Source organism: Shewanella alkalitolerans (assembly GCF_019457575.1).
Taxonomy (GTDB): domain Bacteria; phylum Pseudomonadota; class Gammaproteobacteria; order Enterobacterales; family Shewanellaceae; genus Shewanella; species Shewanella loihica.
Map to the genome: position 1 here is coordinate 3,304,866 of NZ_CP080422.1, position 15,887 is coordinate 3,320,752.

Here is a 15,887-nt window from a genome sequence, read left to right on the forward strand (position 1 = left end):
AACAAGACTCAAACAGGCCTAAATCCGTCTTAAACAAGTGTTTAAAAATTATGACTTAAAGATCAAAGATAAATGGATAATTTTAAACATGAGTTTAATATTCGCTCGGACAAAAAATTAGGCATTTATTCGAGATCAAAAAAGGCCCGCACTGGGCGAGCCTTTTGATGCTGTGTTAGACCTACCCGAGCATCCCGCCTAAGCCAGGTTCACCAACATGTAGGGCAGTACCCTTAGATCCAACTTGGCGATCGCCGCATCGGCTGCCGCCTTCAGCTTAGGCTTGGCATGATAGGCGATGCCAAAGTCGGCCGCCTGCACCATGGGGATATCGTTGGCGCCATCGCCAATAGCCAGACGTTGACCCACAGGGATCTGCCAGCCCTCGGCGCTGCGTAGCACGGTATCGGCTTTGAACTGGGCATCGACCACTGTGCCTATCACCTCTCCCTTGAGCTTACCCTCGACAATCACCAGCTCGTTGGCATAGGCCGCATCTAGGTTTAACAGCTGCTTGAGATGCCCAACAAACGGCGTGAAGCCGCCCGAGGCCAACACCAGGCGCCAGCCATAATCCTGCAGTTCGGCTACCATAGCCTCCAGCCCCGGCATTAGCGGCAGCTGGGCACACAGGGTATCTATGATACCAGCATCGGCGCCCGCCAGCTTGGCCACCCGCTCACGCAGGCTCTGCTCGAAATCCAGCTCGCCCTGCATGGCGCGCTCGGTAACCTCGGCCACCGCCTCGCCAACCCCGGCCATGGCCGCCAGCTCGTCGATACACTCGATCTGAATCGCCGTCGAGTCCATGTCCATCACGAGTAGACCGGGCCTATCCAGCCTTGGCTGCTCAGCGCCGATATGCAGCAGCTCGATATCGTCTCGCTCGCCGAGCGTATCGGAGAGCTTCTGCCCCGCCTGCTTGTCGAGGCAGAGCTCGATACAGGTAAGATCGTTTTGACGAGTGATTAGAGCTATACTCACAGACGCTGCACAGGACAAGAGCTGCTCGGCGATAATCACCTGACACTGAGTGCCCTGATAGACCAGGCGCAGGCGTAAATCAGCGTTGGGGGCGCTCGCTTCCTCATGGCGTGAAAACAGACAGCCATCCAGGGTAAGACTCGCGCTAACCTCATCATAGAGCCATGAAAACAGAGGATTTTGTTGCTGATTTGCCATTAGTAATGCGTCTCCGGGTATCGGGTTAGAAGATAATCCATTATGATTAATAAAACCCTTATCATCTTCAGGTACAAAGTGTTTTTTCTTAAAGGACTCAAAAAGACCCAGAGGCTGACGCGACTGCTGCAGATTGCCGTGGCAGTCGCCCTCATGGTGGGCCTGTTCCAATTATGGGAAACTAGCCTACTACAAGGTCAGCAGCTTCTAAAGTCCCAAACCCAAAAGATGGCACGATTATTAGTGCAGCAGACCGCCTATGGCGCCGCCCCGGCGTTGCAGCTGCAAAATGATGAGCAGCTACAATGGCTCACCAGCGCCCTAGTGCTGGACCCTAAGGTGATGTCGGCTACCATCTTCAGCGAGAAGGGACAACGCCTGGCATTCGCTCAGAGCGTTACCGACGAGCAGCTGGAACCTGAGTCGGAAGAGTTAAAGGCCCTGCTGGCACCTTACCCGCCCTATGTAGAGGCGGTGCTGCAGGATGATAAGAACCTGGGTTACATAGAGGTGCGTCTGGTGCCGCAGCGCTTCTTCAATGAGATCAAGGAGGCGCACCAGCTCAACATGGAGCAGCAGCAGATGATGTTGATCATCGCAGGCCTCATCGGCATGTTGCTCTCCCGCGCCCTCTCCTTTAAACGAGCCGACTTCGAGCGCCGCAAGACCAAGAGCAAGATCGGTAAGAAAATCGCCGCCACCCTGGGAGCGGATGACGCGCAGGAGAGCGACGACTCAGCCCCAGATGCAGCCGGTGATAAGAAACAAGGCAATTAAGATGGCGTCACCCGGCGAAGGACACAGATAAGACTCGCGCTCAACATAAGCCAGGTTTAGGCAGAGGAAAGTCTTAGTCAGATGAAAGGCTAAGTCAGAGGAAAGCCCTGGCCAGAGAAAAACTTGGCCAGAGACCCCATGGAACAGACATAAAAAAACGGGCCAATTGGCCCGTTTTTTATTAAACACTCGCGTGATAATTACAGAGTAATTGCCGCTTCCAGTGTCATTTCGATCATTTCGTTGAAGGTAGTTTGACGCTCGTCGGAAGAGGTCTTCTCACCAGTACGGATATGGTCAGATACTGTCACCACACATAGCGCCTTAGCACCAAACTCTTTAGCAACGCCGTATAGACCAGCGGCTTCCATCTCAACGCCTAGCACGTCCATCTTTTCCATCACGTCGAACATTTCTGGATCTGGCGTGTAGAACAGGTCGGCAGAGAATACGTTACCAACGCGGTACTTAGTACCTTTCTCTTCGGCTGCCTTAACCACTGCGCTCAACAGGCTGTAGTCACAGATAGCGGCGAAGTCTTGGCCCTTGAAGCGTAAACGGTTAACTTGAGAATCGGTACAAGCACCCATACCGATGATCACGTCGCGTACTTTAACGTCTGTGCTGATCGCACCACAAGTACCCACGCGGATCAGGTTTTTCACGCCGTAGTCTTTGATCAGCTCAGTCGCATAGATAGAGCAAGAAGGGATACCCATGCCTGAACCCATAACAGAGATACGAACGCCTTTGTAAGTACCTGTGAAACCTAGCATGTTACGTACGTCGGTGACTTGCTCAACGTTCTCAAGGAAAGTTTCTGCAATGTATTTAGCACGTAGCGGGTCGCCTGGGAATAACACTGTATCAGCGAATGCACCGTCGACTGCATTAATGTGTGGTGTAGCCATCTATATAACCCCTATTTTTAGACTTAAGTCTTTTTCTAGTAGCGGTGGCCCAATTTAAGCCACCAAATCATAATATTGTAGCAGGATGACCTTAAGTCATCCTTATTGCCTAGGCGACGAACGACTCGCCGTATTCCATAGGCTCTAGACCGAAGTAGCTCGCAATGCTCTGGCCGATATCGGCGAAGCTGTTACGACGACCCAGTGAACCAGGTGCTAGACCTGCGCCGTAGGCAAGTACTGGCACACGCTCACGGGTGTGGTCTGTACCCTGCCAGGTTGGGTCGCAACCATGGTCTGCGGTCAGCAGAAGTAGATCCTCTTCACCCAGCAGTGCCAACATCTCTGGCAGACGGCTGTCGAAGTACTCCAGCGCGCGGGCATAACCGGCGATGTCACGGCGGTGGCCGTAGTGAGAGTCGAAATCGACGAAGTTAGTGAACACGATAGTACGGTCACCCGCTTGCTTCACCTGCTCCAGGGTCGCATCGAACAGGGCTTCCAAACCTGTGGCCTTCACCTTCTTGGTGATACCGCAGTGCGCATAGATATCGGCAATCTTACCTACGCTAACCACTTCACCACCGGCCTCTTTCAGCTTATCGAGAACCGTCTTTGATGGTGGCTCGACCGCGTAGTCTTTACGGTTACCGGTACGGGCGAAATCGCTTGGACCAGTGCCAACAAATGGACGGGCGATTACACGGCCGATGTTGTATGGCTCAAGCTCTTCACGGGCGATTTGACACAAGGTATAGAGGTTTTCCAGACCAAATGTCTCTTCGTGACAGGCGATTTGGAACACAGAGTCTGCCGAGGTATAGAAGATAGGTAGACCAGAGGCCATATGCTCTTCGCCTAGCTCTTCGAGGATCGCCGTGCCTGAGGCGTGGCAGTTACCCAGGAAGCCAGATAGACCGGCGCGCTCAAGGATCTTGTCGGTCAACTCTTTAGGGAAAGAGTCTTTCAGGTCGCTAAAATAGCCCCACTCATACAGAACGGGAACACCCGCCATCTCCCAGTGACCGCTCGGGGTATCTTTACCCGAGCTCAGCTCATCGGCATGACCGTAGGCACCGATCACTTCGACATCGTCACCGAAGCCTTCAGCAAAGCTGCCTGTGCTCTCTTTAGCGGCCAGTGCCAGGCCAAGCTTGGCCAGGTTAGGTAGCTTAAGCGGGCCTTCACGACCATCGTTGGCCTTGCCTTCGGCACATGCCTTAGCAATATGACCGAAGGTGTTTGAACCTGAGTCGCCAAAGGCTTCAGCATCTTTTGCTGCACCGACCCCGAAAGAGTCGAGCATCATAATGACAGTTCTTTTCATCTTTTACTCTCCTAGAGATCTGACTGACGAATGTAACGATAGATCTCTGGTGTTTTCTCTGGCGCTTCATCGCCAATGTGAATCGCTTTCTTCACGGCTGCCGCCGCTTCTTCGAAGGCGCTTTCAGATTGCGCATGTACCATGGCAATCGGCTTATCTGAGGTGATCTCATCGCCCAGCGCACAGACTTGGGTCAAGCCCACGCTGTAATCTAGGGCATCACCTGGCTTACGACGTCCACCGCCTAGGGTTACTACCGCAAGGCCTAGCTCACGGGTATCCATAGAGGCCGCGAAACCGCTACGGTCGGCGTATACAGGACGAATGATCTGCGACTGTGGCAGATACTTAGCATAGTTTTCGATAAAGTCGGCTGGGCCGCCCAGACCGGCAATCATGCGACCGAAGATATCGGCAGCCTTACCGTTATCCAGCACGCGGTTGAGTTTCTCCCGGGCTTCGGCTTCGCTGGCGGCCAGGCCACCTAGTTGCAACATCTCGGCGCACAGACCCATGGTCACTTCATACAAGCGTGGGTTACGGTATGCACCAGTCAGGAAATCCACCGCTTCTTTCACTTCTACCGCGTTACCGGCACATGATGCCAACACCTGGTTCATGTCGGTCAGCAGAGCCGTCGTCTTGGTACCGGCACCATTGGCTACCGCGGTAATGCTGCGAGCCAGCTCTTCAGAGGCTTCATAAGTTGGCATGAAGGCGCCACTGCCCACCTTAACGTCCATGGCTAATGCATCGAGACCGGCGGCAAGTTTCTTAGAAAGAATAGAAGCTGTGATGAGAGAGATAGATTCAACGGTTGCGGTATTATCGCGAATAGAATAGAAGCGCTTATCGGCGGGAACTAGATCTCCAGTTTGACCTATGATGGCGACACCGGCTTCTTTAACGACTTTTCTGAACAGGTCGCTGTCGGGCTCAGTCTGGTAACCAGGAATCGCATCGAACTTATCAAGGGTTCCGCCGGTATGACCCAAGCCACGGCCGGAGATCATTGGCACATATCCGCCACAGGCGGCAGCCATGGGGCCAAGCATCAGGCTGATCACATCGCCCACACCGCCAGTGCTGTGCTTGTCGATGATAGGGCCGTCGAGGCCGAGGTTTTTCCAGTTAAGGACGGTGCCAGAGTCACGCATGGCTGTAGTCAGCGCAATACGTTCATCCATGTTCATGTCTTTGAAATAGACCGCCATACCCAGTGCAGCGATTTGGCCTTCAGAAACTGTGTTGTTGGTGATCCCCTGAACGAAAAATTGGATCTCTTGGGTAGACAACACTTCGCCATTACGTTTTTTACGAATAATCTCTTGTGCTAGAAACATGGTACTGCCTCCAAATTTGTCACAAAAAATCGTATTTGAGTGACAAATTCTCTTGTTTAACGCCAAAACCGTAATTTAATTACGAACAATATATACAAGTTTTGGCGTTATCAAATAGATTTAGATCACACTTAACTAATAAAGCTAACCGCGTCGCTTAGTAACCTTGAGGACCCTTAGGCGCTTCGGCCAATTCCAGGGTGTGCAGCAGGTTGTTTAGCAGGCTAGACGCACCGAAACGGAAGGTACGTGGAGTAGCCCAGCCTTTGCCTAGCAGACGCTCAGCGACACCTAAGAACTCTTCTGCGGCTGCGGCATCACGCACACCACCGGCTGGTTTGAAACCAACTTTAGGGTTCTTCTCGGCGATTACTGTCATCATGATCTCGGCGGCTTCTAAGGTAGCGTTTACTTCCACTTTACCGGTAGAGGTCTTGATGAAGTCGGCGCCGGCGTCGATAGACAGCTCAGAGGCCTTGCGGATAAGCGCTGGATCTTGCAGTACGCCAGACTCGATGATCACCTTCAGCAGTACGTCGTCACCACAGGCTTCTTTACAAGCTTTAACCAGCTCATAACCCACGGTTTCATTACCGGCCATCAGGGCACGGTATGGGAATACTACGTCAACTTCATCTGCACCATAGGCAACGGCGGCACGCGTCTCTAGCACGGCGATCGCGATATCATCGTTACCATGGGGGAAGTTGGTGACTGTAGCGATTTTGATCTCTTCACAACCCATTTCATTCAGGGTCTTACGAGCGATAGGAATAAAACGAGGATAGATACAGATTGCAGCAGTGTTGCCCGCAGGCGTCTTAGCCTTATGACATAACTCAATCACCTTCTGATCGGTATCGTCATCGTTCAGGGTCGTCAGATCCATCAGCTCAATGGCTTTCTGTGCTGCTTTTTTTAAATCACTCATATTAGCTCTCCGAAACGTAAATTATAAATTCAAAAACAAGAAATCGACGTATGGCAGCACCTAGAGTTGGCATCTTCTGATTATATTTATGGCCGGGCCTTCAGGCGTTGCCGTAAATTTGTCTTATCGGTACGACATAACAAGTTTACTAATTCAGGTATTCAATGCCCTGGTGAAACCAGTGGCGATCCTGACACAAGGGTCACGACTTGAATCCTTGAAGACCGGGAAGGGGGAACTAAGTAATTATACTTTGTAGAGTAGTGTTCCAGCCTTTCCGCGAAAAATCCTTTTTAGCGCGTAAAACTACTAACCTTTATGTAAACAAGCTCTATTAATATAGTCCATGCTTAGATAAAGATTACTCACTTAGGTTAAACAATCATGACAAACCTAAGAGAGAGATGAGGAGCCGCCTTCAGGCGGCTCCCAAACCTACAAAATTCTGAATTTAGAACTTGTAAGTTGCGGTGAAGTAGTGACCCCAACCAGTGGTTTCCAGGCCAACGATACCAGCGCCATCTTTCAGCAGGTAAACGTCTTTGTAGCCTTTCAGACCATAGCCAAGTGCATACTTGTCAGAGTGCCAGTACAGACCGAAGAAGGCTGCACCACCGTTGTCAGACATAGGAACGAACTCGTTACCCATATCTTCGTCACCACCGAACTGCCAATCAACATAACCTTGGAAAGATAGAAAGCTCTTGTTTTCGAAGAAGTAGAAAGGCTTGAACCAGTTAGCAGAGAACTGGTAACCGTTCCACTCTTTCTTGTTCAGGTCGTAGTGAGCGTATAGGTTCATGCCGGTTTTGCCTAACCAAGGCACGTTTACGTCAGCACCGATACCCCAGAAAGTCGCGTTTACGTCTTCACCGATAGCTCCGCCACCCCAGTTGAACAGAGTTGAGAAGTACAGCTCTTGAACAGGACCGAAAGACAGGTCTTTACCAGTGATCGCATCTAGAGAGAAGCGTGGGTTAAACTTCATGAACATTTTGCTAGCGCCAGAACCTTGTGCCTTGTCGCCAGCTTTTTCGTTGCCTAGGTTGAACACGTCAACATAACCGTATAGATCAACGATACCTTTACGGCCGCCGAATTCCATCTCTAGGTAGTTGTGTCCGCTTTCACCTGAGCTTGGTAGCTCGTCTACAGAGTACATAGCGTTGAACTGCATCCACTTGTAGTCGGTAGCGTATAGATCTGAACGATCTGCTGCAAAAGCACTGCTAGACATTGCTGCTACTGCGGTAGCGGCTAAAGCTAAAGTTTTAACGTTTTTCATCATCAACCCCATTATTTTATGGTTTTACTGCTCTTTACGAGTCAGCGTTTCTTTCTTTGTTGGCGCCGCATTTTACTCAAATTGTATTAAATCACAATATAATTAATGTAAAAATGCGAACACAATATTCTAACACTAAAACAAACTTCTGATTTATCACTGATATTGGCGTTTTACCGCCGGCCAGATCGAAGTTTATCTACCCATGACTAAGCATCAACAGCAGTGATAAATAGCCATCTTGTTACTAATATGTTGAAAAATGGTTGAGTTAACGCTGACTCTGCCCTGCTGGGCAGAGTCGTCGTTCAGGGGCATCCCCCCAAGGAATTTCCTGAGACTTATAACGCTAGGAACAGACCCGCTAGCGTTGCACTCATTAGGTTAGCCAGAGAGCCAGCTATCACCGCACGGATACCAAGCTTAGCTAGGTCGTGACGACGGGTAGGAGCCATTGCACCTAGACCACCTAGTAGAATCGCGATAGAAGACAGGTTCGCGAAACCACACAGAGCGAATGAAATGATTGCCTTAGTTCTGTCAGTCATTACAGCGTTAGTCGCTTCAACTAGCAGACCACCGTCAGCAACGTCTTTCAGGTATGGAGCAAAGTTCAGGTAAGCAACGAATTCGTTAACAACGATCTTCTGACCGATGAAAGAACCTGCGATAAGCGCTTCGTTCCAAGGCACACCGATTAGGAATGCAAGTGGCATGAAGATGTAACCAAGGATCAGCTCTAGGGTGATACCTTCCGCACCGAACAGACCAGTTACGCCACCGATAATACCGTTGATCATCGCAATCAGACCAACGAAGGCTAGCAGCATAGCACCAACGTTCAGAGCTAGGTGCATACCAGATGAAGCACCGGCAGCAGCAGCGTCAAGTACGTTAGCTGGCTTGTCTGGATCTTCTGGCAGCTCATCCATTTCGTTAACAGTTTTCTCTGTTTCAGGATGCATTAGCTTAGCCATCAATAGACCACCAGGTGCAGCCATGAATGATGCAGCAACTAGGTACTCGATAGGCACACCCATCTGCGCGTAACCAGCCAATACTGAACCAGCGATAGAGGCTAGACCACCCACCATGATAGCGAACAGCTCAGATTGAGTCATAGTCGCGATGAATGGACGAACAACCAGTGGCGCTTCAGTTTGACCAACGAAGATGTTAGCAGTCGCTGACATAGACTCAGTACGGCTAGTACCCAGAGCTTTCTGCAGACCACCACCGATGATACGGATGATCCACTGCATGATGCCCAGGTAGTAAAGTACCGCGATCAGCGATGAGAAGAAGACGATAACAGGCAGTACGTTGATAGCGAAGATGAAGCCCACTTTGAAGTTAGCCAGATCGCCAAACAGGAAGCCGATACCGTTTTGTGCGTAACCGATAACGCTAGATACGCCATCTGAAACACTTTTTAGAATGTCTTTACCGATAGGTACGTACAGTACGAAACCTGCAAAGAATGCCTGAATCGCAAGTGCACCAAATACGGTACGCATGTTGATAGCTTTTTTGTTGTTAGAAAGCAAAAAACCTATCGCGAGTAGGACGACCACCCCTACTAAACTCATTAAAATATCCATTAACCATCACCCTATTGTTAATACTTTTTAATTATGTTGTTAACCAACCTTTTTCACCGTCAGATTATACCCGACCGAATGGTTAAAATCGTCGTTTTGATCAAGTTTTTGAAGTTTTATTTCAAGGTGTTACAAAAAAAACTTGGTGCGATTAACATCTGTTTTTTCAAAAATAAACTAGAGGTCAAAGAGTTGCAGTGTATTTTGGAACACTTGTTCTGATACCAGAACGTTAGATTTTTTTTGCAATTTAGCGATTTTCTCAATTAGCAAATGCAAAATTAAGCTGGATCCGCCGGTTTTATCGGCAAAGTCCGACTTTTTCACCTGGGAAACCAGGGCTAAATCAGTCTCGATCACCAGATGTTCTAACGGTAACTTGACAAGGGTTTCTTGCAATTTTTTCGCTTTTTCCTCCAGCAACAGATGCCCAATACCTAGGTAATACCCCGCATCCACATATCGCTGAGCCAGCTGCATCGAGCCATAAAAGCCATGTATCACACCTCCTCTTGTTAGTGGGTAACGTTTGAGTAACGCCAGCACCTCGTTATGGGCCTTGACGCTATGCAAAATCACCGGCAAATCGTATTGCTGGGCCAACTGCAGTTGCGCCTCGAAACAGGGAAGCTGATCCCCCCAGGAAGCTTTATGTAAGGCATCTAACCCACACTCGCCGATGGCTACCAGCTTGGGATCACCGCCTCGCTCATCAAGCAGTTTAGACAAGTTTTCAATATCTTGCCGCCAATCTGGCGTGCAATACCAGGGATGCACCCCAAGACTGTAATGAAATCCGTAGCGGCTGGCGACCGCCTGCAGCTTAGGCCATTGACTGGCACTCACCCCTGGGATCACCGCATCTTTAAGGCCACGGGCCTTGAGTCTCGCGACAAGCAGCTCACGCGCAGCATCAAATTCGTCGAAATCCAGATGCACATGACTGTCGATAACGGTTAGGCGATTAGCGCCGACGTCACCGTCTCGATTATCAGCGGCTGACATCATCGGCTTTGGCCCTAGGCGCTTGAGATTCTTTTGATTCTTGAAGGGCTTGCTGAGGCTTTTGCACCTCTTGGGAGCTTGAACTTAAATTTGAGTCCTTCAGCTCTGGTTTATCTAACTGGGGATCGCTCAGCTTGGGGGCGCAGCAACGTTGATTCTCGGGCGTGAGGCCCATACGATCGCACCAGGCGATGTAGGCTCGCCACCATTTGACTATCATCTTAACTCCTCACTTCTATGGCTCACCTTTATACCAATCACGGTAAGTGAGTGATCAGAAATAGCGAAGGAAAAACGCTCGAGAACAAGGCAGAATTTTTCGATGAGTAGTTATTCTACAATCAAAAATAATAACGACGTTATCGGACGTTTTAACAAGCTAGAATGATCAATTATTTACTACGATTGATATTACTATACTGAAGGGCTCAAAAATGTGCATAAAAAAAGCAGCCTAGGCTGCTTTTTCGTTTGATTAGTTTTCGCGGGTCTTGGCGAACTCTATGTCAGGATAACGCTCCATCGACAGATTCAGGTTCACCATGGTCGGCGCCACATAGGTAAGGTTATCGCCACCATCGAGTGCCAGGTTGTTGCTGCATTTACGCTTAAACTCTTCCAGCTTCTTGGCATCTTTACTGTAGACCCAGCGCGCCGTTGCCACGCTGACCGCCTCGTAGATAGCCTCGACCTTGTATTCGCTCTTGAGACGCTGCACAACCACTTCAAACTGCAGTACACCCACGGCGCCTACAATCAAGTCGTTAGAGTCGAGCGGACGGAACACCTGCACCGCACCTTCTTCTGACAGCTGTACCAGTCCCTTGAGCAGTTGTTTCTGCTTTAGTGGATCTTTCAGCCTGATACGACGGAACATCTCAGGTGCGAAGTTAGGCACACCGGTGAAACGTAGCTTCTCGCCTTGGGTGAAGGTATCGCCGATACGTATGGTGCCATGGTTATGCAGACCTATGATGTCACCAGGATAGGCCGCCTCGGCGCGGTTACGATCGCCTGCCATAAAGGTGAGCGCGTCGCTGACATTCACATCTTTACCGATACGCACGTGATGCATCTTCATGCCTTGCTCATAGCGGCCTGAACAGACACGCATGAAGGCGACGCGGTCCCTATGCTTAGGATCCATGTTTGCCTGGATCTTAAACACGAAGCCACTGAACTTAGGCTCATCGGGCTCAACGTTACGCTGATCCGACTCACGCGGCTGAGGACGCGGCGCCCACTCGACGATACCGTCGAGAATATGGTCGACACCGAAGTTACCCAGTGCGGTACCGAAGAATACCGGCGTTAGCTCGCCCTTAAGGAAGGCCTCAAGGTCAAATTCATGAGAGGCACCCAGCACCAGCTCCATCTCATCGCGCAGGTCTTGTGCATAGCTGCCGATCGCCTCATCCAACTCAGGATTATCCAAGCCCTTGATGACGCGAGAATCCTGGATGGTATGACCCATGCCGTTCTGATAGAGGATCACCTCATCACGCAGCAGGTGGTACACGCCTTTGAACTCTTTGCCTGCACCGATTGGCCAGGTAATTGGCGCACAGGCGATGTTCAGTATGTTCTCTACCTCGTCCATCAACTCGATAGGATCACGAATATCGCGGTCAAGTTTGTTCATGAAGGTCACGATCGGCGTATCACGCAGACGGGTGACTTCCATCAACTTGATGGTGCGTTGCTCAACACCCTTTGCCGAGTCGATCACCATGAGGCAAGAGTCAACCGCCGTCAGCGTACGATAGGTATCTTCCGAGAAGTCTTCGTGACCTGGAGTATCCAGCAGGTTCACCAAGGCCTCGCGGTAAGGGAATTGCATCACAGAGGTGGTAATCGAGATACCACGATCCTTTTCCATCTCCATCCAGTCAGACTTGGCATGCTGTCCCGACTTCTTACCCTTTACCGTGCCCGCCTTCTGCAACGCCTGTCCGAACAACAAGACCTTCTCGGTGATGGTGGTTTTACCCGCATCCGGGTGCGAGATGATGGCGAAAGTACGACGCTTGTCGACTTCAACTGTATAGCCTGACATGATTACCTGCGAATTTGATGGAGTGTTAAAAGCGGGCAATTATAGCGCCAAGCTTCACCTATGGCTAGTTTAGCGCGGCGGAACTGAGGCGGGCAGCTAACCTAAGTAAAAAGGCCCGCCGAGAATGGCGAGCCGAATATAGTGATAGGTTGCTGAGTTACTGAGTTGCAGAATCGTTCGGCTTGGCTAACCTAAACTAAGCACTAGGGCTGAGCAATCAGCTCGTTTATCTTCGCCAGCTCGACTCTGGCATACCTGTGCTCGACAAAATCATAGATATTGGTCGCCAGGGCCAGGCGGAAGTAGTTCGCGGCGTCACTGTAATTGCCCTGCTTCTCGGCGATCTTGGCGATATAAAAGTAGGCTTCGCACAGGCGCTCGGCATACTCGTTGGGGTGGCTCAGCCCCTGCTTGGCCACCTCAAACACCTGCTCGCGGCTCTCCTTACCCAAATAGAAGTCTACCAGCGTGGTCGACCATTGTGAGTCATCCAGCTTGGCTCTATTGGCGGCGAGATGCTGCATCGCCTGCTCGCCATCGAGTTTCGACTCGGTGATATAGAGCCACAGCGCACGGTAGCCATCTTGCTCATTGGCCTGATAGAAAGACTGCATGTCGGCCACGGCCAGCTCATCGCGCTGCCCATAATAGAGAGCGATACCGCGATTGAGGTAGGCATAGTCATAATCTGGGGACAGCTCAAGCACGGCGTCAAAGGCCTCATAGGCGCTCTCGAACTCCCCTTCCTGGGTGTAGTAGATGCCGATAAAGTTATAGGCATCGGCAAGATTGGGTTGCAGCTTCAGCGACTGATGAAAATCGATGCGACTCAGGATGCGTAGCCCGACGCTGTCGTAGATCACCCCGCGGTCATAATGAAAACGCGCACGCTGCTCTGGGGTCAGCTCGGCCGAGGCCAAGATATCGTTTAATCTGGCGAGGGTCACCTCGAGCTTATAATCGGGCATTACCGGGGCAATCATCAACTTGCCCTGCTCCGCCGTTGCCGCCGGTTGAGTCGATACACATCCTGTCAGTAACAAACTTAGGCTGGTCATCACCGCTAACGAGACCGAGCGTAATTTATGAGTCATCCATTTAACCTTTTCAGCGCTGCAATAGCCTCAATCATAGCAATACCAAATAGTGACGGCTATCTTCTATGAGAAAAAACCAATAAAAAAGGAGACCTAATGGTCTCCTTTCAAATTTAACTCGCTTTCGCTATCGATTATTCGCTTGCCGCTTCTTCCTTCGGCTGAGCTTCTTTCATCGACAGACGTACGCGGCCTTGGCGATCGACTTCCATCACCTTAACCTTCACTTCCTGACCCACTTCTAGGTAGTCAGAAACATTGGCAACACGCTCCTCGGCGATTTGCGAGATGTGTACCAGACCATCTTTACCCGGCAGGATAGTCACGAAGGCACCGAAGTCAACGATACGAACAACCTTACCGTTGTAGACAGTGCCCACTTCAACTTCGGCAGTGATCTCCTGGATACGACGGATAGCTTCTTTGGTCGCATCGCCGTTGGCAGACGCAATCTTAACGGTACCATCATCTTCCAGCTCGATAGTAGTGCCAGTCTCTTCGGTCAGAGCACGGATAGTCGCACCGCCCTTACCAATCACGTCACGGATCTTCTCTGGGTTGATCTTCAGTGTAGTGATACGCGGCGCGTGATCTGAGATCTCGGCGCGGTGGCCAGAGATAGCCTGGTCCATCACATTCAGGATGTGTACGCGAGCACCGTAGGCTTGTTGCAGAGCGATCTGCATGATCTCTTTGGTAATACCTTCGATCTTGATATCCATCTGCAGCGCGGTAACACCGTCACGGGTACCAGCCACTTTGAAGTCCATGTCACCTAGGTGGTCTTCGTCACCCAAGATGTCAGAAAGTACAACGAAATCGTCGCCTTCTTTAACCAGACCCATAGCGATACCAGCAACTGAAGTCTTGATTGGTACACCGGCATCCATCAGCGCCAGTGAAGTACCACACACAGACGCCATTGAGCTTGAACCGTTAGATTCGGTGATCTCAGATACTACGCGGATGCTGTATGGGAACTCTTCAGCGGTAGGCATTACCGCGTGGATACCACGCCATGCCAGCTTACCGTGACCGATTTCACGACGCTTAGGCGAGCCAACCATACCAGTTTCACCCACTGAGTATGGAGGGAAGTTGTAGTGCAGCATGAAGCGGCTGGTTTGCTCGCCCATGATGCTGTCGATCTTCTGTGCGTCACGCTCAGTACCTAAGGTACAAGTCACCAGCGCCTGAGTTTCACCACGGGTGAACAGAGCACTACCGTGAGTACGTGGCAGTACGCCCGCCATCACGCTCAGGGCACGAACCATGTCTGGCTCACGACCATCGATACGTGGGTTGCCCGCGATGATGCGGCTACGAACCACTTTCTTCTCTAGGCTGCCAAGCAGGCCGTCAATTTCGCGTGCATCGGCATCTGGGTTTTCAGCCAGCAATGCTTCTTTAGCCGCCGTTTTAACGACATCAACCTGAGCATAACGATCTTGCTTAACCACAATCTGGTAAGCTTCGGTTAGACCCGCTTCAGCCAAATCTTTAACCTTAGCAACCAACTCTTCGTTTTGTACTGGCGCTGTCCAGTCCCACATTGGCTTGTTAACTTCGGCTTTTAGCTCTTTGATCGCCTGGATAACAACTTGCTGTTGCTCATGACCATAAACCACGGCGCCAAGCATCACTTCTTCTGGCAGCGCATCGGCTTCAGACTCAACCATAAGTACTGCATTTTCAGTACCGGCAACAGAAAGCTCCAGCTGGCTGTTTTCTAGCTGTGAAACCGTTGGGTTGAGGATGTATTCGCCATCGACATAACCCACACGAGCAGAACCCAGTGGACCATTAAATGGGATGCCAGAGATAGACAGTGCCGCAGAAGTACCGATCATAGAGATCACTTCTGGGCTGATTTCTGGATCAACAGAAACCACAGTGATGATCACCTGAACTTCGTTCTTAAAACCATTAGGGAATAGAGGACGAATAGGACGGTCAATCAGACGTGCAGTGAGGGTCTCGCCTTCAGATGGACGACCTTCACGCTTGAAGAATCCACCAGGGATTTTACCCGCAGCGTAAGTTTTTTCCTGGTAATTAACGGTTAACGGGAAAAAGTCACGACCTGGCTCTTCAGCTTTCTTGCCAACAACAGTAACCAATACTGTTGTATCGCCCATACTTGCCAAAACAGCTGCGTCTGCTTGACGTGCAATAACCCCAGTCTCTAGCGTGACTGTGTGCTGACCATATTCAAAACTCTTTACGATTGGATTCACGTGAACCTTTCCTTAATTTAATAACCTTAATTTCGCGGCTAAGTATACTGCAAGTCTAATCAATAGATAAAGAGCACATGTAGATGACAAAGCTGAATCTTTTCTCTAAAGTGGTTAGATAAAGATAAATTTCTG

The 15,887-nt window shown here is 50.4% G+C and carries 13 protein-coding genes; 1 reads left to right on the forward strand and 12 read right to left on the reverse strand.

Annotation, left to right across the window (positions count from 1 at the left end; translation table 11 throughout):
• Positions 1-198: 198 nt before the first annotated feature.
• Positions 199-1,182, reverse strand: a complete 984-nt coding sequence (gene serB, locus K0J45_RS14425; protein ID WP_220043069.1) for a phosphoserine phosphatase SerB — start codon at positions 1,180-1,182, stop codon at positions 199-201.
• Positions 1,183-1,335: 153 nt separating this feature from the next.
• Here serB and K0J45_RS14430 point away from each other — a divergent pair, with 153 nt between their 5' ends.
• Entirely contained in the window at positions 1,336-1,959 is a 624-nt protein-coding gene (locus tag K0J45_RS14430) for an AhpA/YtjB family protein (RefSeq protein ID WP_434086967.1), read from the forward strand.
• 200 nt (positions 1,960-2,159) lie between these two features.
• Here the strand turns inward: K0J45_RS14430 and deoD are convergent, their stop codons facing one another.
• The 11 genes from deoD to pnp all read right to left on the reverse strand — a co-directional run bounded on the left by deoD (position 2,160) and on the right by pnp (position 15,752).
• Complete coding sequence (gene deoD / locus K0J45_RS14435) at positions 2,160-2,870, reverse strand: purine-nucleoside phosphorylase (RefSeq protein ID WP_011866609.1); 711 nt, start codon at positions 2,868-2,870, stop codon at positions 2,160-2,162.
• A gap of 109 nt (positions 2,871-2,979) precedes the next feature.
• Positions 2,980-4,197, reverse strand: a complete 1,218-nt coding sequence (locus K0J45_RS14440) for a phosphopentomutase (protein ID WP_220043070.1) — start codon at positions 4,195-4,197, stop codon at positions 2,980-2,982.
• Between the two features lie 11 nt (positions 4,198-4,208).
• A complete protein-coding gene (gene deoA / locus K0J45_RS14445; protein ID WP_220043071.1) occupies positions 4,209-5,540 on the reverse strand; it encodes a thymidine phosphorylase in 1,332 nt (443 codons plus the stop codon).
• A 157-nt stretch (positions 5,541-5,697) separates the two neighbouring features.
• Positions 5,698-6,471, reverse strand: coding sequence for a deoxyribose-phosphate aldolase (gene deoC / locus K0J45_RS14450; protein WP_220043072.1), 774 nt, complete (start codon positions 6,469-6,471; stop codon positions 5,698-5,700).
• 451 nt (positions 6,472-6,922) lie between these two features.
• A complete protein-coding gene (locus tag K0J45_RS14455) occupies positions 6,923-7,756 on the reverse strand; it encodes a nucleoside-specific channel-forming Tsx family protein (protein ID WP_011866613.1) in 834 nt (277 codons plus the stop codon).
• A gap of 341 nt (positions 7,757-8,097) precedes the next feature.
• Positions 8,098-9,357: a NupC/NupG family nucleoside CNT transporter gene (locus tag K0J45_RS14460; protein ID WP_011866614.1), complete on the reverse strand. Its 1,260-nt coding sequence runs from the start codon at positions 9,355-9,357 to the stop codon at positions 8,098-8,100.
• A 177-nt stretch (positions 9,358-9,534) separates the two neighbouring features.
• Positions 9,535-10,365, reverse strand: a complete 831-nt coding sequence (locus K0J45_RS14465) for a TatD family hydrolase (RefSeq protein ID WP_258406699.1) — start codon at positions 10,363-10,365, stop codon at positions 9,535-9,537.
• Positions 10,349-10,582: a DUF5363 family protein gene (locus K0J45_RS14470; RefSeq protein ID WP_220045367.1), complete on the reverse strand. Its 234-nt coding sequence runs from the start codon at positions 10,580-10,582 to the stop codon at positions 10,349-10,351. The genes K0J45_RS14465 and K0J45_RS14470 overlap by 17 nt, the downstream gene beginning before the upstream one ends.
• Before the next feature lie 255 nt (positions 10,583-10,837).
• On the reverse strand, positions 10,838-12,418 hold the full coding sequence (prfC, locus tag K0J45_RS14475) for a peptide chain release factor 3 (RefSeq protein WP_220043073.1): 1,581 nt from the start codon (positions 12,416-12,418) through the stop codon (positions 10,838-10,840).
• Between the two features lie 203 nt (positions 12,419-12,621).
• The gene (gene nlpI, locus K0J45_RS14480) at positions 12,622-13,512 is read right to left on the reverse strand and encodes a lipoprotein NlpI (protein WP_220043074.1); all 891 of its coding nucleotides are present in this window, start codon (positions 13,510-13,512) and stop codon (positions 12,622-12,624) included.
• 137 nt (positions 13,513-13,649) lie between these two features.
• Entirely contained in the window at positions 13,650-15,752 is a 2,103-nt protein-coding gene (pnp, locus tag K0J45_RS14485) for a polyribonucleotide nucleotidyltransferase (RefSeq protein ID WP_011866619.1), read from the reverse strand.
• Positions 15,753-15,887 lie beyond the last annotated feature (135 nt).

Excerpts from the sequence above, each read along its gene's own strand:
- serB (WP_220043069.1), bottom strand. The coding sequence starts at position 1,182 with ATGGCAAATCAGCAACAAAATCCTCTGTTTTCATGGCTCTATGATGAG.
- K0J45_RS14430 (WP_434086967.1), top strand. The coding sequence starts at position 1,336 with ATGGTGGGCCTGTTCCAATTATGGGAAACTAGCCTACTACAAGGTCAG.
- deoD (WP_011866609.1), bottom strand. The coding sequence starts at position 2,870 with ATGGCTACACCACACATTAATGCAGTCGACGGTGCATTCGCTGATACA.
- K0J45_RS14440 (WP_220043070.1), bottom strand. The coding sequence starts at position 4,197 with ATGAAAAGAACTGTCATTATGATGCTCGACTCTTTCGGGGTCGGTGCA.
- deoA (WP_220043071.1), bottom strand. The coding sequence starts at position 5,540 with ATGTTTCTAGCACAAGAGATTATTCGTAAAAAACGTAATGGCGAAGTG.
- deoC (WP_220043072.1), bottom strand. The coding sequence starts at position 6,471 with ATGAGTGATTTAAAAAAAGCAGCACAGAAAGCCATTGAGCTGATGGAT.
- K0J45_RS14455 (WP_011866613.1), bottom strand. The coding sequence starts at position 7,756 with ATGAAAAACGTTAAAACTTTAGCTTTAGCCGCTACCGCAGTAGCAGCA.
- K0J45_RS14460 (WP_011866614.1), bottom strand. The coding sequence starts at position 9,357 with ATGGATATTTTAATGAGTTTAGTAGGGGTGGTCGTCCTACTCGCGATA.
- K0J45_RS14465 (WP_258406699.1), bottom strand. The coding sequence starts at position 10,365 with ATGATGTCAGCCGCTGATAATCGAGACGGTGACGTCGGCGCTAATCGC.
- K0J45_RS14470 (WP_220045367.1), bottom strand. The coding sequence starts at position 10,582 with ATGATAGTCAAATGGTGGCGAGCCTACATCGCCTGGTGCGATCGTATG.
- prfC (WP_220043073.1), bottom strand. The coding sequence starts at position 12,418 with ATGTCAGGCTATACAGTTGAAGTCGACAAGCGTCGTACTTTCGCCATC.
- nlpI (WP_220043074.1), bottom strand. The coding sequence starts at position 13,512 with ATGACTCATAAATTACGCTCGGTCTCGTTAGCGGTGATGACCAGCCTA.